The sequence below is a fragment of the Mesorhizobium sp. M1365 genome, assembly GCF_040317865.1.
Lineage (GTDB): Bacteria > Pseudomonadota > Alphaproteobacteria > Rhizobiales > Rhizobiaceae > Mesorhizobium.
Genome location: NZ_JAMYLG010000003.1, coordinates 324,041 through 346,073, shown reverse-complemented (window position 1 = coordinate 346,073; position 22,033 = coordinate 324,041). Strand labels below are relative to the sequence as shown.

27 protein-coding genes are annotated in these 22,033 nt (G+C 62.5%); 11 read left to right on the top strand and 16 right to left on the bottom strand.

Features of this window, described 5'->3' with window-relative positions; all coding sequences use genetic code 11:
* Window positions 1–135: 135 nt before the first annotated feature.
* On the top strand, window positions 136–819 hold the full coding sequence (locus NKH04_RS05900) for a helix-turn-helix transcriptional regulator (RefSeq protein WP_352684488.1): 684 nt from the start codon (window positions 136–138) through the stop codon (window positions 817–819).
* A gap of 86 nt (window positions 820–905) precedes the next feature.
* Complete coding sequence (locus NKH04_RS05895) at window positions 906–1,274, top strand: VOC family protein (RefSeq protein WP_352469426.1); 369 nt, start codon at window positions 906–908, stop codon at window positions 1,272–1,274.
* 104 nt (window positions 1,275–1,378) lie between these two features.
* On the opposite strand, the gene lhpI is transcribed toward NKH04_RS05895, so the two are convergent.
* The 4 genes from lhpI to sppA form a co-directional block, all read right to left on the bottom strand.
* Complete coding sequence (gene lhpI / locus NKH04_RS05890; protein ID WP_353044047.1) at window positions 1,379–2,347, bottom strand: bifunctional Delta(1)-pyrroline-2-carboxylate/Delta(1)-piperideine-2-carboxylate reductase; 969 nt, start codon at window positions 2,345–2,347, stop codon at window positions 1,379–1,381.
* Between the two features lie 33 nt (window positions 2,348–2,380).
* On the bottom strand, window positions 2,381–2,713 hold the full coding sequence (locus NKH04_RS05885; protein WP_352767039.1) for a DUF1049 domain-containing protein: 333 nt from the start codon (window positions 2,711–2,713) through the stop codon (window positions 2,381–2,383).
* Window positions 2,714–2,760: 47 nt separating this feature from the next.
* Window positions 2,761–3,045 (bottom strand): integration host factor subunit beta, encoded by a 285-nt coding sequence (locus NKH04_RS05880; protein ID WP_023675261.1) that lies wholly within the window; start codon window positions 3,043–3,045, stop codon window positions 2,761–2,763.
* Window positions 3,046–3,126: 81 nt separating this feature from the next.
* Window positions 3,127–4,083, bottom strand: a complete 957-nt coding sequence (gene sppA / locus NKH04_RS05875) for a signal peptide peptidase SppA (protein WP_352502648.1) — start codon at window positions 4,081–4,083, stop codon at window positions 3,127–3,129.
* Between the two features lie 306 nt (window positions 4,084–4,389).
* Between sppA and lptC the strand changes: the two genes are divergently transcribed.
* The 6 genes from lptC (at window position 4,390) to ptsN (ending at window position 9,640) form a co-directional block, all read left to right on the top strand.
* On the top strand, window positions 4,390–5,103 hold the full coding sequence (gene lptC, locus NKH04_RS05870) for an LPS export ABC transporter periplasmic protein LptC (protein WP_352502649.1): 714 nt from the start codon (window positions 4,390–4,392) through the stop codon (window positions 5,101–5,103).
* The gene (locus NKH04_RS05865; protein ID WP_292664963.1) at window positions 5,090–5,698 is read left to right on the top strand and encodes an LptA/OstA family protein; all 609 of its coding nucleotides are present in this window, start codon (window positions 5,090–5,092) and stop codon (window positions 5,696–5,698) included. Before lptC ends, NKH04_RS05865 begins: the two co-directional genes overlap by 14 nt.
* Window positions 5,698–6,516, top strand: a complete 819-nt coding sequence (gene lptB, locus NKH04_RS05860) for an LPS export ABC transporter ATP-binding protein (protein WP_292664962.1) — start codon at window positions 5,698–5,700, stop codon at window positions 6,514–6,516. The genes NKH04_RS05865 and lptB overlap by 1 nt, the downstream gene beginning before the upstream one ends.
* Window positions 6,517–6,713: 197 nt before the next feature.
* Window positions 6,714–8,240, top strand: coding sequence for an RNA polymerase factor sigma-54 (gene rpoN / locus NKH04_RS05855; protein WP_352469431.1), 1,527 nt, complete (start codon window positions 6,714–6,716; stop codon window positions 8,238–8,240).
* A 291-nt stretch (window positions 8,241–8,531) separates the two neighbouring features.
* The gene (gene hpf / locus NKH04_RS05850; protein ID WP_023675267.1) at window positions 8,532–9,116 is read left to right on the top strand and encodes a ribosome hibernation-promoting factor, HPF/YfiA family; all 585 of its coding nucleotides are present in this window, start codon (window positions 8,532–8,534) and stop codon (window positions 9,114–9,116) included.
* A gap of 59 nt (window positions 9,117–9,175) precedes the next feature.
* On the top strand, window positions 9,176–9,640 hold the full coding sequence (gene ptsN / locus NKH04_RS05845; protein WP_352469432.1) for a PTS IIA-like nitrogen regulatory protein PtsN: 465 nt from the start codon (window positions 9,176–9,178) through the stop codon (window positions 9,638–9,640).
* Between the two features lie 92 nt (window positions 9,641–9,732).
* On the opposite strand, the gene NKH04_RS05840 is transcribed toward ptsN, so the two are convergent.
* Window positions 9,733–9,990 carry a BQ00720 family protein gene (locus NKH04_RS05840; RefSeq protein WP_023675269.1) on the bottom strand — a complete coding sequence of 86 codons (258 nt, stop codon included), beginning with the start codon at window positions 9,988–9,990 and terminating at the stop codon, window positions 9,733–9,735.
* 63 nt (window positions 9,991–10,053) lie between these two features.
* The gene (locus tag NKH04_RS05835; RefSeq protein WP_352469433.1) at window positions 10,054–10,479 is read right to left on the bottom strand and encodes an Hsp20 family protein; all 426 of its coding nucleotides are present in this window, start codon (window positions 10,477–10,479) and stop codon (window positions 10,054–10,056) included.
* A gap of 144 nt (window positions 10,480–10,623) precedes the next feature.
* Between NKH04_RS05835 and NKH04_RS05830 the strand changes: the two genes are divergently transcribed.
* Entirely contained in the window at window positions 10,624–11,565 is a 942-nt protein-coding gene (locus NKH04_RS05830) for a nucleoside hydrolase (protein ID WP_352469434.1), read from the top strand.
* A gap of 6 nt (window positions 11,566–11,571) precedes the next feature.
* On the opposite strand, the gene NKH04_RS05825 is transcribed toward NKH04_RS05830, so the two are convergent.
* From NKH04_RS05825 to NKH04_RS05800, 6 genes are all read right to left on the bottom strand, one after another.
* Window positions 11,572–11,952 carry a hypothetical protein gene (locus NKH04_RS05825; RefSeq protein ID WP_353044046.1) on the bottom strand — a complete coding sequence of 127 codons (381 nt, stop codon included), beginning with the start codon at window positions 11,950–11,952 and terminating at the stop codon, window positions 11,572–11,574.
* Between the two features lie 103 nt (window positions 11,953–12,055).
* On the bottom strand, window positions 12,056–12,424 hold the full coding sequence (locus NKH04_RS05820) for a hypothetical protein (RefSeq protein ID WP_352469435.1): 369 nt from the start codon (window positions 12,422–12,424) through the stop codon (window positions 12,056–12,058).
* A 52-nt stretch (window positions 12,425–12,476) separates the two neighbouring features.
* Complete coding sequence (locus tag NKH04_RS05815; RefSeq protein WP_352469436.1) at window positions 12,477–13,091, bottom strand: LysE family translocator; 615 nt, start codon at window positions 13,089–13,091, stop codon at window positions 12,477–12,479.
* A gap of 103 nt (window positions 13,092–13,194) precedes the next feature.
* Window positions 13,195–14,655, bottom strand: a complete 1,461-nt coding sequence (locus tag NKH04_RS05810; protein WP_352469437.1) for an amidase — start codon at window positions 14,653–14,655, stop codon at window positions 13,195–13,197.
* Between the two features lie 6 nt (window positions 14,656–14,661).
* Entirely contained in the window at window positions 14,662–15,570 is a 909-nt protein-coding gene (locus NKH04_RS05805) for a ribokinase (protein WP_352818293.1), read from the bottom strand.
* Between the two features lie 116 nt (window positions 15,571–15,686).
* Window positions 15,687–16,580, bottom strand: coding sequence for a methylated-DNA--[protein]-cysteine S-methyltransferase (locus tag NKH04_RS05800; protein ID WP_352453988.1), 894 nt, complete (start codon window positions 16,578–16,580; stop codon window positions 15,687–15,689).
* 115 nt (window positions 16,581–16,695) lie between these two features.
* Here NKH04_RS05800 and NKH04_RS05795 point away from each other — a divergent pair, with 115 nt between their 5' ends.
* Window positions 16,696–17,511, top strand: a complete 816-nt coding sequence (locus NKH04_RS05795) for a class I SAM-dependent methyltransferase (RefSeq protein ID WP_352469440.1) — start codon at window positions 16,696–16,698, stop codon at window positions 17,509–17,511.
* Between the two features lie 9 nt (window positions 17,512–17,520).
* On the opposite strand, the gene NKH04_RS05790 is transcribed toward NKH04_RS05795, so the two are convergent.
* Window positions 17,521–18,015, bottom strand: coding sequence for a DUF2244 domain-containing protein (locus tag NKH04_RS05790; protein WP_023675281.1), 495 nt, complete (start codon window positions 18,013–18,015; stop codon window positions 17,521–17,523).
* Window positions 18,016–18,037: 22 nt separating this feature from the next.
* Between NKH04_RS05790 and nth the strand changes: the two genes are divergently transcribed.
* On the top strand, window positions 18,038–18,865 hold the full coding sequence (gene nth / locus NKH04_RS05785; RefSeq protein ID WP_352918304.1) for an endonuclease III: 828 nt from the start codon (window positions 18,038–18,040) through the stop codon (window positions 18,863–18,865).
* Window positions 18,866–18,893: 28 nt separating this feature from the next.
* On the opposite strand, the gene NKH04_RS05780 is transcribed toward nth, so the two are convergent.
* From NKH04_RS05780 to NKH04_RS05770, 3 genes are all read right to left on the bottom strand, one after another.
* Window positions 18,894–20,405 (bottom strand): tripartite tricarboxylate transporter permease, encoded by a 1,512-nt coding sequence (locus NKH04_RS05780; RefSeq protein WP_352502656.1) that lies wholly within the window; start codon window positions 20,403–20,405, stop codon window positions 18,894–18,896.
* 9 nt (window positions 20,406–20,414) lie between these two features.
* Window positions 20,415–20,882 (bottom strand): tripartite tricarboxylate transporter TctB family protein, encoded by a 468-nt coding sequence (locus NKH04_RS05775; RefSeq protein ID WP_352469443.1) that lies wholly within the window; start codon window positions 20,880–20,882, stop codon window positions 20,415–20,417.
* Between the two features lie 79 nt (window positions 20,883–20,961).
* The gene (locus tag NKH04_RS05770; RefSeq protein ID WP_352469444.1) at window positions 20,962–21,939 is read right to left on the bottom strand and encodes a tripartite tricarboxylate transporter substrate-binding protein; all 978 of its coding nucleotides are present in this window, start codon (window positions 21,937–21,939) and stop codon (window positions 20,962–20,964) included.
* Window positions 21,940–22,033 lie beyond the last annotated feature (94 nt).

Sequence of the window (22,033 nt, the reverse complement as noted above, 5' to 3'; positions counted from 1 at the left end):
AGAACAACAGGAACCCGCGCATATCCATAGTGGCCAGACAACGGCGTCAGGACGCAGACGTTCCCGTCCGCCACCCATGTCGCTTGCCGCCGAAAGCGCTGGGGCTCTATCGTGATTGAAACCAGGTCATGATTCATGTCCCGTGCTGAACGCCTGCTCGACCTGATCCAGATCCTGCGCCGGCATCGCCGGCCAGTCAGCGGCCGCAGCCTTGCGGGCGAAATGGGTGTGTCGATCCGCACGCTCTATCGCGATATCGCCACGCTGCAGGGGCAGGGCGCGCCGATCGAGGGTGAGGCGGGGTTGGGTTACGTGCTCAGGCCCGGTTTCATGCTGCCGCCCTTGATGTTCACCGATGAGGAGATCGAGGCGATCGTGCTCGGTTCGCGCTGGGTGGCCAAGCAGCCGGACTGGCGGCTTGCGAACGCCGCCACCGACGCGCTGGCCAAGATCGCGGCGGTGCTGCCGAACGATTTGCGCGAAGAGCTCGACGCCTCGACGCTGCTGGTCGGGTCGCGCACCGAGGTCACCGAAGGCATCGATCTCGGCGTGGTGCGGCAGGCCATCCGCGAGGAGCGTAAGCTGAGCTTTGTCTATCGCGACGCCGGCGGCGCTGCCTCCGAGCGCACCGTCTGGCCGTTCGCACTCGGCTTCTTCGACAAGGTGCGCGTCGTCGCGGCCTGGTGCGAGATGCGCCAGGATTTCAGGCACTTTCGCGCCGACCGGATATCCGGCCTCAATGCCACCGAGATGCGCTATCCGCGCCGCCGTCAGGTGCTGCTCAAAGAATGGCGGGCGACGCTCGACACGCCAAGCTAAGGCTGCTGCTCAGTTGAGACTGCTGCCAGAATCTGGCAGTGGCGTACGGTATGCTCCTCCAGTCGAAACGATCTGGAGAGCAATTCATGACACCGCCCAATTTCGTCATCCTCTATGTCGACAAGCCTGAGCAAAGCGGCGCCTTCTATAGCGCGCTGCTTGGGCGGCAGCCGGTCGAGACCTCGCCGACCTTCGTGCTGTTCGTGCTCGACAACGGCTTCAAGCTCGGCCTCTGGTCGCGTCACACCGTGGAACCGGCCGCCGCGGCAGCAGGCGGTGGCGCCGAGATCGTCTTTGCGCTGGACACGCCGGAGGCGGTCGATGCCACCTACACCGATTGGGCCGGACGGGGTCTGAAAATCCTGCAGAGCCCGACCGACATGGATTTCGGCCGGACCTTCGTCGCGCTCGATCCCGACAATCATCGGCTGCGGGTTTATTGGCAAAGGGAGTAAGGCAGTAGGGCAGTAGGGGAGTACGTGACAGGAAATATAGCTGGCGCGGCGCCGCACGATCAGTGCGGTTTCCTACTGCCCTACTGCCCTACTGCCCTACTGCCCTACTGCCCTACGCTTGCGCGATACACGCCAATGCCGGCGGCGAGGTCCTCGAGGGCTGCGCCGACCGACTTGAACAGCGTGATCTCGTCGTCGTTCTGCCGGCCTTTTTTCTGGCCGCGCGTGAGTTCATAAAGGTCGGCGACGATGGCTTCCGGCTTCAACACGCCGGAGGCCAGCGGCTGGACGATGTCACCGGCTTCCTTGGTGGCGCCGGCGCGGGTGTCGACATAGACGCGGGCCCGCGCAACCGTGTCGTCGTCGCTTTCGCGCATCGCCGGAGTGAAGCCGCCGACGAGGTCGACATGCGTTCCGGGTCGCAACAAGGCGCCCTTGACCAGCGGCTCGGTGGTGATTGTCGCCGAGGAAATGATGTCGGCCTGGACGAGTTCGGCGTCGAGATCGCCTGCGGCTTCGGCCGCAAAACCTTCCGCACGCAATCTTGCAGCGACCTTTTCGGCATTGGCCGGCGTGCGGTTCCAGATGCGGATGCTGGTGATCGGCCGCACAGCCGAATGCGCCTTCGCTAGGAACGGCGACAGCGCGCCGGCGCCTACCACGAGCAGCCGCGAGGCGTCCTCGCGGGCCAGGTAGGAGGCGGCCAGCGCCGAGGCGCAGGCCGTGCGCCACTGCGTCAGCCGCTGGCCGTCGATCATGGCCTGCGGCTCGCCGGTGGCGCCGTCGAGCAAGAGGTAAAGGCCCATCACCGCGGGTTTTCCGACAGCGTTGTTGTCGGGCGACACGGTGACGATCTTGATGCCGATGTGACCGCCGGCGGAGGTGCCAGCCGCGTTGAAGTCGGTCCAGGCCGGCATCAAAAGCAGCGTTGAAGCGGCGCCGTCGGGCCGCTCTATCGTATGATGGTGCCTGACCGGCTGTATGGCGCCATCGCGAAAGGCGGCGCGCAGCGTCTCGATCAGTCCGGGAAAGGTCAGCGCGCTGTCGACCTCGGCGGCCGAAATGGTCAGCATGAAAGGCTCCGCGAAAGATATGTCAGCGACGCTTCAGTTTGTCGCCTTCGGCAAAGCCTGGCCCCGAGGCGCGGCAGGCGCGCGGCTTACCGCCTGGCGCAGATTCTCGGCCTCGGCACCGCGCTGGCGCGCCAGCTTGCGATAGCGCCCTTGCTTGATCCAGGTCGCCAGGCTGCCGACGATCATGCCGATGGCAAGGGCAAGGAACAGGAATATGAACAGCGGCAAGGTCAGCGTCAGCGCCGGGTTGCCCGGATTGAACGGGTCGAGCGTGAAGGCGACCGGTTCGCGGTTGGCAACGGCCAGCGCGATCAGGATGATGGCCAGCGGCACGAAGACCACGATGAGGATTAAGCGATTGAACATGTTTTTCCGTAGGCACTGCTGTCGGAGCGGGACGGCGGGCGCCGCGCCTATTTGCCTCCGTTCAGCCTTTCACGCAATTCCTTGCCGGTCTTGAAGAACGGTACCCATTTCTCCTCGACCTCTACGGATTCGCCAGTGCGCGGGTTGCGGCCGGTGCGGGCAGGGCGATTTTTCACCGAAAACGCGCCGAAGCCGCGCAACTCGACCCGGTTGCCCTCGGCAAGCGCGTCGGTGATTTCATCGAAGATGGCGCTGACAATGTTTTCGACGTCGCGCAGGAAAAGATGCGGATTACGCGTGGCGATGATCTGCACAAGTTCGGATTTGATCATGAAAAGGCTCCCCGTAAAAGCAGTGCCGCCGAAATTATCAGAATGATTTTATTTGGTTTTTCACTCGTCCCAAGCGGTTCCTCAAGGGTGCCAGACGGAAACGAGACCGTCAAGAAACAAGCGGTCCGCTCCAATTTCGTGAAGGACGTCGCCGTCATGGCCGGCCAGGCCAAGCGCAGCACCGACGGTCTGCGCCATCGCTTTGGAGAACAGGAAACCGCCGCGTTTTTCCGTGTCCTTCCATTCCACCACCTTGAGCTTGGCATCGACACCCTTGCCTGCAAGCCAGTCGATTGCTTCGGCCTCGCCGCCGACCGCGTCGATCAATCTGTTGGTGACCGCCTGCCGGCCGGTGAAGATCGACCCGTCTGCGAGCGCCAGCACCTCCGGCTTGGTCATGTTGCGGCGCTCGGCGACGATGCCGACGAACCAGTCGTAGCTGTCGAGGATGAGCTTGCGGACCATGGCGCGCTCATCGTCATTGGTCGGCTTGAAGGGAGAAGGCGAGGCCTTCAAGGGCGAGGATTTCACCTCCTCCAGCTTGACGCCGAGCTTGTCCATGAGGCCGCTGACGTCCGGGTACTGAATCAGCACGCCGATCGAGCCGACGATCGAGGATTTGCGTGCGACAATATGGTCGGCCGCGGTGGCGATCATATAGCCCGCCGAAGCCGCGAGCGTGCCGACCTCGGCCACCACCGGCTTTTCGGCGGCAAGCTTGCGCACTGCCTCATAGATCGATTCGCCACCGACGGTGGTGCCGCCGGGTGAATCGATCGACAGGATCACAGCCTTGACGCGCGGCGACTGACGGATTGCCTCCAGCCGCTTGATCAGTTCTTCGTCTTCGGTGATGGTACCTTCGATCTTGACCTTGGCGATGTGGTCGACAGCCGCGCCGGTGAAGTCGTCACCATAGATCCATGCCGAGAAGGCGATCAGTCCGGCTGCTGCGACGATAATCGCCGCAACACGCCAGAATGTCAGCTTGCGGCGCAAGCGGCGGCGGTCGATCAGGTCGTCGGCTCTCAATACCATGGTCAGCCTCGTAGTCGGTGGGAGCAGATGCTTTTAAAGCAACCATTCGCGCCCGGCTACCGTTTCCTGACGGCCTTGCGCCAAAGGCCGTTAGGCATTCGCGGCAAGCCTCAACCTGTCACGTTCCACAGGCTCTAACACTGTGCGCCCATATCTGGTATGAGGTACAGGCTGCGCTGGGGCCATTTTCATTGTACAGGGGCGGCTGTCACATTTTTGCGGTTTTCCTCGGCTTGTGCTTGCTTGAGGGCGCCGGCACCCCACCTATAGGGCGGCTTGGCGGGCAGGGGTTTAGAAGAAGCAGTCATGTTAGCGGGACCAATCGAACCGACCAACACCGAGACGGAGTTGGCTCCCAAGGCCGCAGGCCGGGCGCGGGTCGACGCGTTTGACGTTGCGCAGCGTCATTCGCGCCGGGTCCGTGTCCTCAAGCTGGCCGTGCCGCTGGTCGCTGCCGTGATTGCGGTCGCGTTTCCCGTCTATTCCTATCTCATGGCTCCCGCTGCAATCGAGGTGCAGGCCGACGGCGGCGCCTTTGCCGATGGCAAGCTGGTGATGGCGAACCCCAAGCTCAACGGCTTCACCAAACAGAACCTGCCCTATTCGATGACAGCCCTGCGCGCCATACAGGATGTCAGCAAACAAGGCATCATCGATCTGGAGGGCATCAAGGCCAAGCTGCCGATTGCGACCGACAACACGGCCGCCATCGATGCCACGCACGGCACCTATGATCGCGACGGCAACACGCTCAGCCTGACCAGCGATGTGACCGTGTCGACCACGGATGGTGTGGTGGCAAAATTCAAATCAGTCTATCTCGACATGGGCGAAGGCACTATGAAGACAAGCGAGCCCGTCGATGTCAGCCGCGGCGGGTCGCGGATCAGGGCGGATTCGATGTCGGTCCAGGACAATGGCAAGGTCCTGGTTTTCGAGAACAAGGTGCGCGTCGACATCGATCCCGCCAGTTTGAAGGCGGCAGAGGCAAAGAGCGGAGAGACCAATGCGGTTCAGTAGTTCGGCACGGCGCCTCGCCGCGATTTCGGCGTTGACGCTCGGGTTGCCCTTGGGGCTGACCTTCGGGACGGCGCCGTCGCTGGCGCAATCCAGTGCCACCAGCCAAATGTCCGGCCTCAGGCTGTCGGGCGACAAGCCTATCCAGATCGAAAGCGACAAGCTCGAGGTGCGCCAGGCGGAAAGCGTCGCCGTCTTCACCGGCAACGTCAACGTCGTCCAGGGTCCAACCGTGCTCAAGGCCGGCAAAATGACGGTCTATTACGTCAGGGATGCAGGCGCCGCTAAAGGCGCCCAGCCCGCGGGTGCCGCGGCGATGACCGGATCCGCCAACATCGACCATCTCGAGGTCGACGATAAGGTCTACATCAAATCGGACAATCAGGTTGCCACCGGCGACCGCGGCACCTTCGACATGAAGACCGAAGTGCTGGTGCTTTCGGGCAGCAAGGTCGTGCTCTCGCAAGGCGATAACGTGCTTGTCGGCTGCAAGCTTACCGTGCAGATGAAGAGCGGCCTTGCCCAGGTCGACGCTTGCGGCGGCCGCGTCATGATGTCGATCACGCCGCCGGCGAAGTCTGGAGCAGCGAAACCCTGATGACCGGCATATCGTCGCTGCTGGCGCGTCTTCCAGGGCGCGCCGCCAGCAAACTTGCGGCACCGGCCAGGGTCACCGTCGAAGCGGCAAAGTTCAAGGGAACCTTGATCGCCAAGGGGCTGACCAAAAGCTACAAGGGCCGCAAAGTCGTCAGCGGCGTGACGCTGGGCGTACGCGCCGGCGAGGCGGTTGGGCTGCTCGGCCCCAACGGCGCCGGCAAGACGACCTGTTTCTACATGGTAACCGGCCTGGTGCCGGTCGATGAAGGCACGATCGAAATCGACGGTTTCGACGTCACGTCGATGCCGATGTATCGCCGCGCCCGTCTCGGCATCGGCTATCTGCCGCAGGAAGCGTCGATTTTTCGCGGCCTGAATGTCGAGCAAAACATCCGGGCCGTGCTCGAGGTCGTCGAAAAGAGCCGCAAGGAGCGTGAGCGCCTGCTCGACGAATTGCTCGAGGAGTTTCACATCAGCCATCTGCGCAAGGCTCCGTCGCTGTCGCTCTCCGGCGGTGAGCGGCGACGCCTCGAAATTGCCCGCGCCTTGGCAACCCGCCCCGCCTATATGCTGCTCGACGAACCTTTCGCCGGCATCGATCCGATCGCCGTCGCCGACATCCAGCAACTCGTGCGCCACTTGACGGCACGTGGCATCGGCGTTCTGATCACCGACCACAATGTCCGCGAGACACTTGGCCTGATCGACCGCGCCTACATCATCCATGCCGGCCAGGTGCTGACCCATGGTCGAGCCGACGAAGTGGTCGCAAATGCCGACGTGCGGCGGCTTTATCTCGGCGAGGGATTTACACTCTAAATGCGAAATTCCGGTTCGAACGGGATTTCCGGCGTAGTCCAACAGCTTTTTCTTCAATTTTCTGCCTGAAAACGCGTCGGCAGGCGAGTTTTACCGCTCCTCGCCTTGACAAGCAAAAGCCGGGCCAGTTTCTATGCTGGCCTGGAAAATTCCTTCCAGCAGTGCGGGTGCGTAGACGGGGCGTTTGAAACCGAACCATGGCGTTGGCGGCAAAACTACAGCTACGACAGTCGCAGTCGCTGGTGATGACGCCGCAGCTGATGCAGTCGATCCGCCTGCTGCAGTTCACCCATCTCGAGTTGGAACGCTTCATCGACGACGAGATCGAACGCAATCCCTTGCTGGAACGCGCCGAACCGCAGGAGGACGCCGCCAGCGACCAGGCGCAGAAGGGCGACGCCGCATCGGAACCGGCTGCCGACGGCGACTGGTTCGAGGCGGAAACGGCATGGAGCGCCGAGGCGATCTCGGAAAAGCTCGATACGTCGCTGGAAAACCTGTTTCCTGACGATCCTGGTACGAGCGAGCGGCTCGGGCCCGACCTGACGGCACAATGGAAATCGGCGTCCGGCAATGGTTCCACCTCTTCCTCCGACGGCTTCGACGTCGCGGATATGGCGGCGGCGGCCATCACGCTGCGCGACCATGTCGGCGAGCAGGTGGCGCTCGCCTTTGCCGATCCGGCGGCGCGCCTGATCGCCGGCGAGCTTGCCGACGGCCTCGACGAGGCCGGCTACATGCGTGCCGATATGGCCGAGATCGCCGCCCGCCTCGGCGCGGACGCCACGGCGATGGCAACGGTCCTGGCGGTCTGCCAGACATTCGAGCCCGCCGGCATATTCGCCCGCGACCTCGCCGAATGCCTGTTGCTGCAGCTGGCCGTGCGCGACCGGCTCGATCCGGCGATGAAGGCGCTGATCGCCAATCTCGAACTCCTGGCACGGCGCGATTTCCAGACGCTGAAGCGGATTTGCGGCGTCGACGAAGAGGATCTGCTCGACATGCTGGCCGAGATCCGGGCGCTCGACCCACGGCCGGGAATGGCGTTTTCGCGCGGTGCCAGCGATGCGATCGTGGCCGACATCGAGGTGCGTGCAGCCAATGACGGCAGCTGGACGGTCGAGCTCAATGCCGAGACGCTGCCGCGCGTGCTGGTCGATCACATCTATTTCGCCCAGGTCACGCCACATGCGAAAAACCAGGCGGAAAAGGATTTCCTTGCCGAATGCCTGCAGAACGCCAACTGGCTCACGCGCAGCCTCGACCAGCGGGCGAAGACCATTCTCAAGGTGGCCTCTGAGATCGTGCGCCAGCAGGACGCTTTTCTCGTCCACGGCGTGCGGCACCTGAAGCCGCTCAACCTGCGCACGGTGGCGGACGCCATCGGCATGCACGAATCAACGGTCAGCCGGGTCACGGCAAACAAATACATGCTGACGCCGCGCGGCGTGTTCGAGCTGCGCTATTTCTTCACCGCCTCGATCGCTTCGTCAGGTGGCGGCGATGCGCATTCGTCGGAAGCGGTGCGCGACCGCATAAAGCAGCTGATCGACGAGGAGAAAGCCATCGATGTGCTTTCCGACGATGCCATCGTGGACATGCTGCGGGAAAGCGGCGTCGACATCGCCAGGCGCACGGTGGCCAAATACCGGGAAGGCATGAACATACCCTCTTCGGTGCAGCGGCGGCGCGAAAAACGCGCTTTGGCCAGCGCCGGCCGTTGATCTCCGGCGGAATTTCCACAGCTTTCGCCCTTCATTGACAAGCGGCGACGAAGTGGCTAGAAGCCCGCCCGCATGGGACGGGCTGGCGAGTGGATTTGAGTTCGCCGATGCCCGCACGAGAGATGGTCCGTCACGATGTAGGCCACGGGACGGCCAAGAAGGCGGCTTGTGATCAACCGGAAAGTTCGGATCTAAAATCGGCGCAAGTGACGCCGCAAAAGCTTGTGCGCGCGGACCACGAGTATAAACTCGGGACAGTTTGAAGCCTGAGCAAGGAAGGTCAGTTTTCAGATGACACTGCGCATATCGGGAAAACACATGGATATCGGCGATGCGTTCCGTACGCGCATCAACGACCGTGTCGGGGAAGTGATCGGGAAATATTTCGATCGGGGCTTTTCAGGGCAAATCGTAGTCGTCAAATCGGGGTCGCGCTACACGGCCGATTGCATGATCCGGCTGGACTCCGGTGCTTCGCTGCAGGCGACCGGCGATGCCCAGGATCCAACGCTTGCCTTCGATACCGCGGCGGACCGTCTGGAAACACGCCTCAGGCGCTACAAGCGCCGGCTGAAGTCGCACAATTCAGGCAATAGCAACGGCGAGCTCACCGACGTCGCCTATACGGTGATGGCGCCGCTTGCCGACGACGAGGAGGACATACCGGAGAATTTCGCGCCGGCCATCGTCGCCGAATCGACCATGACGCTGCGGACCATGTCGGTGGCGTCAGCGGTGATCGAACTCGACACCAAGGACAGCCCGGTCCTGGTCTTCCGCAATGCCGGAAACGACCATCTCAACATCGTCTATCGCCGGCCGGACGGGAATATTGGCTGGATCGACCCGTCCACGGCCAAGGTCGCGCAGGGGTAAAAACCAGCCGCACGCGAGCGTGGGGACTGGCGACGGCAGGCGAACAAGGGATTTCAAGCATGGATCTGAGCGATCTCGTCAGCATTCCGGCAATCATGCCGGCGTTGAAGGCGAACTCCAAAAAGCAGCTGCTGCAATTGCTGTCCGAAAGGGCGGCGGCGATTTCCGGCATTCCGGAGCGAGAGGTGTTCGACACCATCCTGCAGCGCGAGCGGCTCGGCTCCACCGGCGTCGGCAACGGCATCGCCATTCCGCACGGCAAGCTGGCCGGGGTGAAGCGGATCGCCGGCGTTTTTGCCCGGCTGGAGACACCGGTGGACTTCGAGGCCCTCGATGATCAGCCGGTCGACCTGGTGTTTCTGCTTTTGGCTCCCGAAGGCGCCGGCGCCGACCACCTCAAGGCGCTGTCGCGCATTGCGCGGGTGCTGCGCGACGCCGACACGGTTGCCAAGATCAGGGGCACGCGCGACGCCGTAGCCATCCACGCGCTGCTGTCGGACACACAGGCCTCGCACGCCGCCTGAGGTTTTGATTAAATCCGTTGAAGGGCCGCCGTGAGCGGCCCTGTCCGTTTCCAACCAGATCGCTGCGCCGTATTTGTCAGTGGATAACGACGTTAGTGGATAGCGACCGGGGTCAGATCGTTTTCCAGCGCGCCAGCCAGTGCCCGGTCGCGAGCGTCCGAAAGCAGGATCGGCTGGCCATTGGCGGCAAACAGGGCCCACAGTTCCAGCCCGGGCGCGATTTCGCCGAGGCCCGGGAAACGGCCGCGCAGATCGTCGCTCGACACTTTCCTGAGATAGGCGACAGAACCTTCGCCGAGATGGGCGAATTCGCCGCTGGTCATGATGATATTTTCGTTAGTTCTGGTCATTTCAAGCCTCCTTGCCGCGAGACGCCGCTCAAGGCCATCCCGCATGAGAGCTATCGGCAAAAATCAGTCTTTCACCGATATATTTATTTTTCGTACCAGCCGTTCGGATTCCGGCCGATCGAGATCGATCGACAGAAGGCCGTTCTTCAATTCCGCCGTAATCACCCGCATGCCGTCGGCCAGCACGAAACAGCGCTGAAACTGGCGCGCGGCGATGCCGCGGTGGAGGAATTCGCGCTCGGTGTCGTCGTTCTGACGGCCGCGCACGACCAACTGGTTCTCCTCCGTTGTGACATCGAGATCGCTTTCCGCGAAACCGGCAACGGCGAGCGTGATACGCAGCCTTTCGGTTTTGCCGTCGGCACCGCTGAGGCGCTCGATGTTGTAGGGAGGATAGCTGTCACCGGACTTTGCCAACCGCTCCAGCGTCTTTTCCATGGAATCGAAACCGAGGAGAAGCGGGCTGGAAAAAGGCGTCATTCGGCTCATGTTACAGTGTCCTCTCAAGAGCGACATAAAGTGGAAAAACCCGGATGGCATTTTTCCCGATGGTCTTGATATGGTCCGCCGCCCGGCAGACTTCAAGCCGTCACACGTCCCGCCCAAAAAGACTTGCCAAAACAAGGAATTGAAATGCCCCAATCCCGCAGGATCATCATCGACACTGACCCCGGCCAGGACGATGCCGTCGCCATATTGCTGGCGCTGGGCAGCGCCGAGCTGGAGATCGTCGGCATCACCGCGGTGGCCGGCAACGTGCCGCTGAAACTTACCGAAAAAAACGCCCGCAAGATCTGCGAGCTGGCCGGCCGGCCGGACGTCAAGGTCTATGCAGGCGCCATCCGGCCGCTGGCGCGCGAACTCGTCACCGCCGAGGAAGTGCATGGCAAGACCGGCCTCAACGGGCCGCAACTGCCCGAACCAAAGATGAAACTGCAGGACGAGTATGCGGTTGATTTCATCGTTGAGACGCTGATGAACGAGGAGAGCGGCACGATCACGCTGTGCGCGCTCGGGCCGCTCACCAACGTTGCGCTGGCGCTGATCCGCGAGCCGAAAATCGCGCCGCGCATCAAGGAAATCGTGCTGATGGGCGGCGGCTTCTTCGAGGGCGGCAACGTCACGCCGACCGCCGAGTTCAACATCTATGTCGATCCGCATGCTGCCGATGTCGTGTTCAAATCCGGCATTCCGATCGTGATGATGCCGCTCGACGTCACCCACAAGGCGCTGACCACCGCCAAGCGTACGAAGGCCTTCCGCAAGCTCGGCACCAGGGTCGGCACGGCCACCGCGGACATGCTGGAATTCTTCGAACGTTTCGACGAGGAGAAATACGGTACCGACGGCGGCCCGCTGCACGATCCTTGCGTGATCGCGTATCTGCTGAAGCCGAAGCTGTTCAAGGGGCGCAACTGCAATGTCAGCGTGGAAACCGCCTCGGAGCTCACCATGGGCATGACGGTGATCGACTGGTGGGGGGTGACCAAGCGGCCGAAGAACGCCATGGTGATGCGCGACATCGACCATGATGCGTTTTTCGCGCTGTTGCTGGAACGGCTGGGGCGGCTTTAGGGCTGCTCAGTAGTTGAGCAGGCGGTAGGTGGTGGTACCGTCCTGGCGTTGTTGTTCTTCGATCGAGACTTCCGATCCAATCATGTGGGGTGTTTCCACCTCACCATCGACAAATATCCGAGCGTTGCCCTCATAGAGGCGGACTTCATATCTATAATAAAGTCCATGTCCGACGGAACCCCTCGGATTTAGAGGCATCGTCGCAACATCTTCGACGGTGCCTCCTACGAGTTGTGTGCCAGTGATCGGACTGTTCTGCCTGGTTACAATCGGCACAGCGATCGCGAGAGCGAGCGCACACAAGATTGTGATGCCAACAACTCTGTCGCGAAACTCTTCCCGAAGCAAAAGAATGCGGGTTCTAAGAGAAAGATTTGCCGGCCCCATACCTTAGAGTTGAGTAGCATAGGGGCTTTGTTCAAGAGCGATTCCCCGAAAAAGCCATGTCACTCGCGTCACCTTTGAAAACAGCTTATCGATCGATCGTCGTTCAATTTGCAAACCGGTAAAAGACGAAGCCATTGTCGCGCGTGACGCGCTCGATGCCTACGCGCGAGCCGATCAGATGCGGGAGGTCGTCGTAAACGAGGACCGTCGAACCGTTCTCAAGGACCAGCAGATATTGGATATTGCGCCCTTTACCCTGTCCACTTTTGATCGTCGCATCGACCGGGTCGACCGATCGGATCGGACTTGCGTCATTCGCCCATTTGTTCAGAGCCGACGGAACCATCGCCGCGAACAAAGCGATGAACAGGATCACGCCAAACGCGTTCCTTTTCAAATCCGCGTAACTCCACGGCATAGACATGAATCCCCAACTGTTGATCCATGTGGTGGCCTGAAGGCCGACTTTCAATCGGCTTTCCTATTCCAGGATGTTGCTGTTGGCGTCGCCGGGCTCGCGGCCGTTACTTCGCCTTGGAAAAGGCCAGCCACAGGCCGCCGCCGACCAGGAAGCTGCCGCTGATCCTCGACAAGAGCTTGAGGCGGCCGGCCGACAGCAGGCGTCCGGCGCGGCCGGCGGCCAGCGCGTAGGTCGAATCCGAGACTGCGGCGAAGATCATCGCGGTGAGACCCATGACGCCGATCTGTAGTGCGTAATTGCCTTCGGGAGCGATGAACTGCGGAAAGAAGGCGCCGAAGAACACTAGCGTCTTTGGATTGCTGATCGCCACCAGCAGGCCCTGCAGGAAGAAGCCGCCACGTGGCCTTTTTGCCGTTCCGTCGGCGTTCAGCTTGCCTTTCGAGCGGAACATCTGCACGCCCATCCAGATCAGGTAGGCGGCGCCGATCAGCCGGACCCACTCGAACCAGTGGCCCATGCCCGCGATCAGCGAAGTCAATCCGATGCCGACGATGGCGATCATGATGGCTAGCCCGGCCTGGGTGCCGGCGACATTGGCGAGCCCTGCGCGCGAGCCATGGCGGATGCTGTTGGCAATGATCAGCGTCACCGTCGGCCCCGGCACCAGGATGATGACGATGCAGGCGACGACATAGGTGGCGTAGAGTTCCAACGACATTTTTTCCCTCCACAGATGCCGCTCGTGCGGCGCGCTGTCGCGATCAATGCATGGCGATGAGTTGCGTGCAAGCCGGCGAGGCGCCGACAATGCGGAGTTGATTTCAGCAGGCGCCGGCCTGCCATGGCAGCGTTGTCTCATAGGCGGCAGCCGCCCTCAGCACGGAGAGGTCACCGCGCGGCCGCCCGATCAATTGCATGCCCATTGGCCTGCCCCTGGCGTCGAAGCCCGCCGGTACGTTGACCGCCGGGCAGCCGCCCAGCGTGGCGAGCGCTGAGACCTGCATCCAGCGGTGATAGCTGTCCATGGCACGCCCGGCCACTTCCCTTGGCCAGTGGGTGACGACATCGAAGGGAAAGACCTGTGCGGCTGGCAGCGCAATCAGGTCGAAACGCTCGAAGAGCGATAGCAGTATTCGGTGCCAGGACGAGCGCCTCACCGTGGCGGCATGGATCTGCGGCGCGGTGAGGCGCAGTGCATGTTCCACCTCCCACACGGCCTCCGGCTTCAGCAGGCTGCGTTTCGAGGGATCGTCGTAATGCGCCTTGAGCGCACAACCGCTGCTCGCCTGCCGAAGCGTTACAAATGCCTGCCACAGCGCTTCGAAGTCGCATTCCGGCATCAGCGGCTCGGCCTCGAAGGATACACCCGCGAACCGGCCGAGTGCTGCCTCGCAAAGCTGTAGAATGCCTGCTTCAACCGGCAGATGACCTTCGAGATCGCCGAGCCAGGCGATACGCCCGCCGGCCGCCGGCGTTTCCACCCCTTGGAGAAACGAGCCTGGCTTATCATGCGACAGCGGCGCGCGAGGATGGTAGCCGGCCTGCACGTCGAGCAGCAGCGCCATGTCCCGCACCTTACGCCCCATCGGCCCTTCGACGCCCATTTGCGCAAGAAACACATCAAGGTCAGGGCCGGCCGGCACCAATCCCTGCGATGGACGGAAGCCATAGACATTGTTGTAGGCAGCGGGATTGCGCAGGGAACCGCCAAAATCGCTGCCATCGGCAACGGGAACCATGTCGAGCGCCAGCGCGACCGCCGCACCGCCGCTCGAGCCGCCGGCGGTCAGCGCCGGGTCAAATGCGTTGAGCGTCTGTCCGAACACGGTGTTGTAGGTGTTGGAGCCGAGCCCGAATTCGGGAACGTTGGTCTTGCCGATGATGATCGCGCCGGCCTTGCGGACGCGCTCGACGAAGAAGTCGTCTTCCTCAGGCACAAAATCGGCGAAGATCGGCGAGCCGAAGGTGGTTCTCAGGCCTTTTGTCAGCGCAAGATCCTTGATCGCGATCGGCAGGCCGAACAGCGATCCGGTATCTCCACCTCGCGCCAGATGAGCGTCAGCGCTGTCGGCCTCGCGCAGGATGTCGGCACGCTCACGCAATGAAACGATAGCGTTGACCAGCGGGTTCACCGCCTCGATCCTGTCGAGGAATGCCGCGACCACTTCGCGCACCGAAAGCTGCCGGCGCCGGATCTTCCCGGCAAGCGCCACGGCAGACAGGCGGCAGATGTCGCCGGCGGGCGGCACCGCATGCTTGGTCGTCGGGCGCATGGCTGTCATCCGGCTTCAGCCTGTAGATTTCTGCAGAGCGGCATCGACGTCCCTGGCCAGCGGGATGGCCGGCTGTGCACCGGCTTTCAGGCAGGCCAGCGAACCGGCTGCGGCAGCGCGGGCAAGCGCCTGGTCGAGCGGCAGGCCGGCTGCCAGCCCGGCTGCAAAATAGCCGCAGAACGTGTCGCCGGCGCCGACCGTATCGAGCGGACTGATCTTCAGCGCCGGAACCATCAGGAGATCGTCCGGCGTTGCCGCCAGAACGCCGTCCGCGCCAAGCGTGACGACGATGGTGCGGCCGGTTCTCGCGGCATAGTCGCGCATCCGTGCCGGGCGGTCGCGGCCATTCAACGACAGCGCCTCGCCATAGAGGTCGAACTCGGTTTCGTTGGCGACGACATAGTCGGCCTTGCCGAGGAAGCCGGCCGCGTCGCCATGGAAAGGGGCGGTGTTGAGCACGGTGATCGCGGCGGCTGTCCTTGCCGCGTCGAGTGCTGCCTCGACGGTCTGCAGCGGGATCTCCAGTTGCAGCAGCACGACGTCGTCGTTTTTTACGAAAGCCTTGGAAAGGTCACCCGGCACGACCGAATCATTGGCGCCCGGCACAACGGCGATCACGTTCTCGCCGTCGGCGCCGACCATGATCAACGCGGTACCGGTCGAGGCAAAGGTCTCGCCGACGCCGGACAGGTCGATCTTGCCGTCGCGCAGCAGCGCCAGAGCGTCGCTGGCGAAGCTGTCCTTGCCGACCGCGCCGACCATGCGCACCTTGGCGCCGGCGCGGGCGGCGGCCAGCGCCTGGTTGGCGCCCTTGCCGCCGGGGGCAGTAGCGAAACCGGAGCCGCGCACGGTCTCGCCGGGACCGGGCAAGCGGTCGACACTGGCGATGAGATCGAGATTGATGGAGCCGATGACGACGATCAAGAAGTGCCTCCCGCTAGCGCATACCACTCTAATTGCGCGGGAAGCTACTCCGTAAGATCGCTGCTTGTCACCCTAGCGGTCCTTGCATCGCTCCAATCGTTCCATTCGTTGGCTATTCAAGAAGAGACCTGTCCCGCCTCCCAGCCGAGGATGGCGCGTTTGCGGGTCAGACCCCAATGGTAGCCGGTGAGTGCGCCGGACTTGCCGAGAGCCCGGTGGCACGGCACGACGAAGGACATCGGATTGGCACCGACCGCGGCACCGACAGCCCGGCTGGCACTCGGTGCGCCGATGCGCGCCGCGATCGAGGAATAGGTGCAGGCCTGGCCCATCGGAATGCGCAGCAAGGCCTCCCAGACACGGACCTGGAAGTCTGTGCCGATCATGACAACGCGCAGCGGCTGGTCGGCGCGCCACAGCGACGGATCGAAGATGCGCGCGGCATAGGGTGCCGTCGCCGCCATGTCCTCGACATAGGTCGCATTCGGCCAGCGGCTGGACATGTCGGCAAAGGCCGCACGCTCGCCGCCGGGGTCGTTGAAGGCGAGGCCGGCGAGGCCGCGGTCAGTCACCATGATCAGCGCGATGCCGAAAGGCGAGATATGATAGCCGTAGCGGATGGTGAGCCCTGCGCCGCGGGTCTTGTAATCCCCCGGCGACATCGCTTCGTGGGTGACGAACAGATCATGCAGCCGGCCTGGGCCGGACATGCCGAGTTCGAACGAGGTTTCAAGCAGCGGCATGCCGGCATCGAGCAGCTTGCGCGCATGATCGAGGGTGACGGCCTGCAGAAAAGCCTTGGGCGACAGGCCGGCCCAGCGGGTGAACAGCTTCTGCAGCCCGGTCGGCGTCTCGCCGACCTCCTCGGCCAGCACTTCCAACGAAGGCTGGTCGCGATAGTCGAGGCTGATCTTTTCGATGGCACGACGGACGATTTCGTAGTCTCCACCTTCAGGCGTGATGTCTTTCTGAAGGATTGCTGTCGTTTTGAGAGGCATTTGGGCGTTCATGGCAGTATCTCCTTGAGTGCGAATATCGTCCTTCGCGGCGCCGATCACCACCCGAAACTTGCTTTCCCGCGGCATGTACCCAGATAGAGCTGGGCTTTGAATGGGGAGGACGGTCGTGGCTGGTGAAAAAGTAAACCTGACCGGGGCAAAGGAGACTTTGCTTTTGACACTTTACGGCAAGGCGCTGGAGAGCCGGCTGCCCAATTCGCTGCTCAGGGACTACTTTGCCGACGAGGCGGTGCGCAACATCGACTATGATTTCTCACGGCTCAAGGTCGACAACAATCTCGGCGTCGGTCTAGCAATCAGGGCAAAGACGCTGGACGTCTGCGTTCAGGACTTTCTCGCCCGAAATCCTGACGCCATCGTACTGCATCTCGGGTGTGGGCTCGATACGCGCGTATTCCGTATCGATCCGCCAGCCGGCGTGGACTGGTTCGACGTCGACTATCCCGAAGTCATCGACCTCAGGCGCAAGCTCTATCCCGTGCGGGATCACTACCACCTGATCGCTTCGTCGGTCACCGAACCGGGATGGCTGAACGAAGTACCTCGGGATCGCCCGGCCATAGTCGTGGCGGAAGGCCTGACTCCCTACCTGGGCGCCGAAGAGGGGCAGCAACTGTTTTCTCGTTTGGTGGGACATCTTTCGAGCGGCGAACTGGTTTTCGATGCCTATAGTCGCCTGGGCCTGAAGATCATTCGCCTCAATTCCTCCTTCCGCGCCACCGGTGCCGAGGTCCATTGGAGCATCGAGAACCCGCATGAGTTGGAGCGAGCCGTTCCGAAGCTGCGGTTCGTCGAGGACATCCCTGCCTATAAGCCGGAACATGCCGCTCGCATGCGCTGGTTCGCGAAACTGTTTGTTCGCCTTTGGAAATACATTCCAGCATTGCGCAAGATCGGCAGGCTGTTGCGCTATCGGTTCTGAAACGCTGGCTCAGCGCGCCTTAGCGGCTGCCAGAGCGCGCGAAAATGCGGTGGCAAAACTCTCGCGGTCGGCGGGGTTGAGAAAGCCGCCGATCGAGACGGTTTTTCCTTGCGCCTCGACCGCCATTCTGGTGATGCCGATCTCGGCGTGGCGGGCGATCGAAAAGCGCGCCCAGAACGGATTGAAGCGGTGTGCTTCCGATTTGCCTGACGGGGCAGTCTTGCGGATGTCGAGGCTGGTGCGCGACACCGATACCTCCTCGCGAGCCCGGGCGGCACGATAATTGGCGCGGAAGGCGATGTAGACGGCGATCACGTCGAGGCCGAAGAAGCCGAACACCGGCCAGGCGCCGCGCGACAGAAAAAAAGCTCCGGTCACCAGCCAGCCGAACAGCAGGGCGCCCATCAGTATGGCAAAGCCGGTCTTGCCCAGCGACCGGTGCGGTGTCAGCAGCGCCTGGAAAAATGGCTCGTCGGCCTGAAATGAGGCGTTTGTGTCGCTCATTGGGGAATATTATAGGAAGGCAATGACAAGCCCCAAGCCCAAAAACTCTTCTGCGCTAAAAAAAGACCTGTTGCCCGGCCGCCGCGACGGCTCGAACGCCAAGCGGCGTCCGCGGCCCGCAAGATCGCGGGCGCTTTACAGCGCGGCCGAGGTGCATGAGATTTTCCGGCGCTTTTCCGTTCAGCGGCCGGAACCGAGGGGCGAGCTCGAACATATCAACGCCTTCACGCTGTTGGTGGCGGTGGTGCTTTCGGCTCAGGCGACGGACGCCGGCGTCAACAAGGCGACGCGGGCGCTGTTCAAAATTGCCGACACGCCGCAAAAGATGCTGGCGCTGGGCGAGGCCAAGCTCGGCGACCATATCCGCACCATCGGGCTATGGCGCAACAAGGCCAAGAACGTCATCGCGCTGTCGGAGGCGCTGATCCGCGACCATGGCGGCGAGGTGCCTGAGGATCGCGATCAACTGGTCGAGCTGCCGGGTGTCGGCCGCAAGACCGCCAACGTCGTGCTCAATGTGGCATTCGGCCAGCATACGATGGCGGTCGACACGCACATCTTCCGCATCGGTAACAGGCTCGGCCTGGCGCCGGGCAAGACGCCGGAACAGGTCGAGCAAGGTTTCCTGAAGATCATTCCGGATGAATATATGCGGCACGCGCATCATTGGATGATCCTGCACGGCCGCTATGTCTGCAAGGCGCGCAAGCCGGATTGCCCGGCCTGCGTCATCGCCGATATCTGCAAGGCCAAGGAAAAGACGACCAGCGTGCCTGCACCGCTGGTGGAGATCGCGCCGCTCGGGCCAGGAGAAGCGGCTACTGAGTCAGTGCCCGGCAAGCGACTGTGAAGTTCCTCGCATGTGGCGCCGTCCACGTTCAGGAACTCTCTTCGACAAACACCTCCTCGCGCTTCTTCTTGACCGCGGGGAGAAACACGATGACGAGCACGGCAAGCGCGATGAGGAGCAGGCTGGCGCTGATCGGCCGCGTCACGAAGGTGCTCGGATCGCCGCGCGAGAGGATCATGGCGCGGCGCAGGTTTTCCTCGAGCAGCGGGCCGAGCACGAAGCCGAGCAGCAGCGGCGCAGGTTCGCAGCGCAGCTTGGTCAGGAGGTAGCCAAGCAAGCCGAAGAAGGCGACGGCATAGAGGTCGTAGACGTTGGTGTTGACGCTGTAAACGCCGATCGAGCAGAACGCCATGATGATCGGGAAGAGCACGTAGTAGGGGATGGTAAGAAGTTTCACCCAAAGCCCGATCAGCGGCAGGTTCAAGATGATCAGCATCAGATTGCCGATCCACATCGAGGTGATGATACCCCAAAACAGCGCAGGCTGTTCGATGGCGACATTGGGGCCGGGCACGATGCCCTGGATGATCATAGCGCCGATCATCAGCGCCATTACCGGGTTGGCCGGAATGCCGAGCGTCAGCATCGGGATGAAGGAGGTTTGGGCGCCGGCATTGTTGGCCGATTCCGGTCCGGCGACGCCTTCGATGGCGCCCTTGCCGAATTCCCCGGGATTTTTCGAGACACGTTTTTCGACGGTGTAGGAGGCAAAGGCGGCAAGGATCGCGCCGCCTCCCGGCAGGATGCCGAGCGCCGAACCGATGATCGTTCCGCGCACGATGGGAGCCGCCATGCGCCGAAAATCTTCGCGGGTCGGCATAAGGCCGGAGATCTTTCGGATCAGCACGGAACGCTCATGCTCGTTTTCGAGGTTGCGCAGTATCTCGGCGACGCCGAAGACACCGACCGCCACTGCGACGAAATTCAGCCCGTCGGCATATTCGCGGATGCCGAGCGTGAAACGGGGTGTACCGGTGTAGATATCGGTGCCGACAAGGCCGAGCAGCAGGCCGAGCACGACCATGGCCAGCGCCTTGACGATCGAGCCGTGGGCGAGCGCGACGGACGAGACCAGACCGACAATCATCAGCGAAAAATACTCGGCAGCACCGAATTTCAACGCTATCGCCGTCAGCGGCGGGGCAAAGATGGCGACGAGGAAGGTCGACACCGTGCCGGCAAAGAACGAGCCTATCGCCGCGGTCGCCAGTGCCGCCCCGGCGCGGCCTTTCCTGGCCATCTGGTAGCCGTCGATGGCGGTGACGGCCGACGAGGATTCGCCGGGCATGTTGATGAGAATAGCGGTAGTCGAGCCGCCATACTGCGCGCCGTAATAGATGCCGGCGAGCATGATCAGGGAGGAAACCGGATCGCCGATCTGGAAGGTGATCGGCAACAGCATGGCAATGGTTGCGGTGGCGCCGATACCGGGCAGGACACCAATCAGCGTGCCGAGAAGGACACCGATCAGGCAGAAACCGAGGTTTGCCAAAGATGTGGCCGTCGAAAAGCCGAGTGCGAGATTGTTGAGGAGTTCCATTTCATCTCCTCACAACGACAGTGGCAACCACGGGCCGAAACGCCGGAACGGCAGGCCGAGTGCGTAGCTGAAGATGGCGAACGCGAACAGCGTCAGGCCGGCCGACAGCACGAGCGCGGTCAGCGGCTTCATGCGGCCGCTGGCAAACGATGCGATCAGCGCCGCCAGGAAGATCGATGGGATGAAGCCGAGGCCGCGCACCGTCAGGCCGAAGAAGATCGGAGCAGGCAGGATGAACAGCATGCCGCGCCACGCAATGTAACCGATCGGCTCGCTCTCGAAGCGCACTGCCTCGACTAGGATGACGGCGCCGAGCAGAATGAGCACGATCGCCAGAACCAGGGGGAAATAGCCCGGCCCCATGCGAAAGGCGGTGCCGATTTCGAGGCCCAGCGACTGCAGCGCGAAAAAGACGCCAATAAAGATCAACAGCGCGGCGCATATGCCGTTGGCTCTGTCGATTGCGAAAGGTTTCATGACGTCCTCCCGGCCCGCCTCACGGGCGTGCCGATGCCGGTGTAAAAACGGGGCGCCGGCGGCGCCCCGTTAAAAACCTTTAGTCGGCGTACTGGCCGGCCGCTTCGATGATCGGCTTCCAGCGCGCAATCTCACTTTCCAGCTTGGCCTTGAGCGCGGCCGGCGTGGCATCGGCCTCGGGCGACGGCTTGGTGCCGAGTTCGGCAAATCGGGCGACGACGTTCTGGTCCTTCAGCGCCACCTGCAGAGATTTCGACAGGCGTTCGGTGATCTCGGCCGGCGTGCCCTTGGGTGCATAGATGCCGTGCCAGATGCCGACCTGCACCTGGGGAAGACCGGCCTCTATCGTCGTCGGCACGTCCGGCAGCACGTCTAGCCGTTGCGGCGAGGTTACGGCATAAGCCTTGATCGTGCCGCCCTGGATCTGCTTGGTGGTATTGGTCGTCTGGTCGCACATGATGTCGACCTGGCCGCCGAGAAGATCGGTCATGGCCGGGCCGGTGCCCTTATATGGTACGGTGACCAGCGGCGTGCCGATGGCGCTCATAAACAGCATGCCGCACAGATGCGAGGCGGCACCGATCCCGGCATTGGCAACGGTGATGCTGTCCTTGTTAGCCTTGGCGTAGTCGACCAGCCCCTTCAGATCGGTCGGCTCGAGGTCCTTGCGGCCGACGATGGTCATCGGCACCTCGGTGACGAGGCCGACATATTCGAATGCGTTCAGCGTGTCGTAGGCGAGCTTTCTGTAGAGCGTAGCACTTGTCGCCATGCCGATGTGATGGAGGAGCAGCGTGTAGCCGTCAGGCTCGGCATTTGCGACGCGGCCCGCGCCCAGTGTGCCGCCGGCGCCGCCGACATTCTCGACGATGACCTGCTGGCCGAGGTCCTTCGACATGGCTTCCGCGACAAGACGCGTGACGGTGTCAGTCGGGCCGCCGGCCGAAAACGGCACGACAATGCTGATCGTGCGTTCGGGGTAGGTCTGCGCGCCAGCGGCCGGTGGGTAAAGCATGGCGGCCGCAACGGCAGCCAGCGCGGCGACGAATTTTCTCATCGTGATTCCTCCCAGGATACGAATTACCAACCGCTGCGCGGAGTTCCTCTCAAAACCGAATGTAGATGGAGCAATAACTAGCGCAACCCGACAA